This window comes from Gorillibacterium sp. sgz306347, assembly GCF_059735245.1.
The window spans coordinates 1-1215 of record NZ_JCAPET010000100.1 but is presented as its reverse complement, the minus strand read 5'-3'; the positions used below and the strand labels follow the sequence as shown (position 1 = coordinate 1215).

General features: G+C 58.1%; 1 protein-coding gene. It reads left to right on the top strand.

Annotated elements, in window-relative coordinates; translation table 11 throughout:
- Positions 1–115: 115 nt before the first annotated feature.
- The coding region (locus tag AC6I6H_RS22435; RefSeq protein WP_497956832.1) for an IS110 family RNA-guided transposase at positions 116–1215 on the top strand (1100 nt) is incomplete at its 3' end.

Below are 1215 nucleotides of genomic sequence, written 5' to 3'. Positions count from 1 at the left end.
CTAGCTAAGATGAACGTAAACAAGGACAGCCCTCCATAATTGCTACCGTCGTAGGTTAAAATGGGAAGTAGAAGAACCACCATTTCAGAGCTACATAGCAAAGGAGAGCTGCTACATGAATAATACCACAAAATATGTTGGACTAGACGTATCGAAGGAAAAAATTGCGGTGGCTATTGCAGAGGCTGGGCAGGAGGCGCCCCGGTATTACGGAGCGATTGCGCACACAGCGGCAGACTTGCGAAAACTCATCAAGAAACTTGGACCGGCGGAGACCCTTTCGTTTTGCTATGAGGCAGGCCCCACCGGCTACGAAACCTGCCGCATCCTGCGCTCCATGGGTGCCCAATGCGTCGTCATTGCGCCATCGCTCATGCCCAAACGCCCGGGCGACCATGTGAAAACGGATCGACGGGATGCCGAACAGTTGGCCCGGCTGTTTCGTGCCGGAGAACTCACGTCGGTTTATGTACCCGATCGCGAAGACGAAGCCCTGCGGGAATTGGTCCGTGCCCGGGAGACGGCCCGAGAGGAAGCGCACCGGAAGCGCCAACAGATCTTGAAGTTCTTGTTGCGTCACCACATCGAACCGCCGGCCACGATCAAACGCCGCTGGACCAAAAAATATCGTCTCTGGCTGAGTCAGCTAACCTTTACGTACCGGTCCATGGACGTCACGTTCACGGAAATGCTGCATGCCCTGGAAGAAACCGAGCAGCGGCTCAAACGTCTGGAGGACGAACTGCTCACACAAGCAGCCACTGGATTGAAAGCGCCGCTTATCCAGGCGCTTCAGTCGCTCCGGGGGATCGGACGGCTGACGGCGATCACGGTTGCCGCCGAAATCGGTTCGTTCGCCCGCTTCCGTTCCCCGGCCCAGCTTATGGCGTACCTGGGCTTGGTGCCACGGGAATATTCCAGCGGACAGACCACCCGGCGAGGCGGCATGACCAAAGCAGGGAATGGACGGTTGCGTCGCAGCTTCATCGAGTCCGCCTGGAGTTATCGCCACCGCCCTGCTGTGAAGGGGGATTTGGCTCGCCGGTTGGAGGGACAATCCGCCGAGCTGCAGTTGCTGTCCTGGAAAGCCCAAGAGCGCTTGCACAAGAAATACCGTCATTTGGTGTTTGCCCGAAACAAGCACAAAAACGTCGCCATCGGGGCGGTCGCCCGGGAACTCGTCGGGTTTGTCTGGGCCGTCGCCCGGACCGTCGC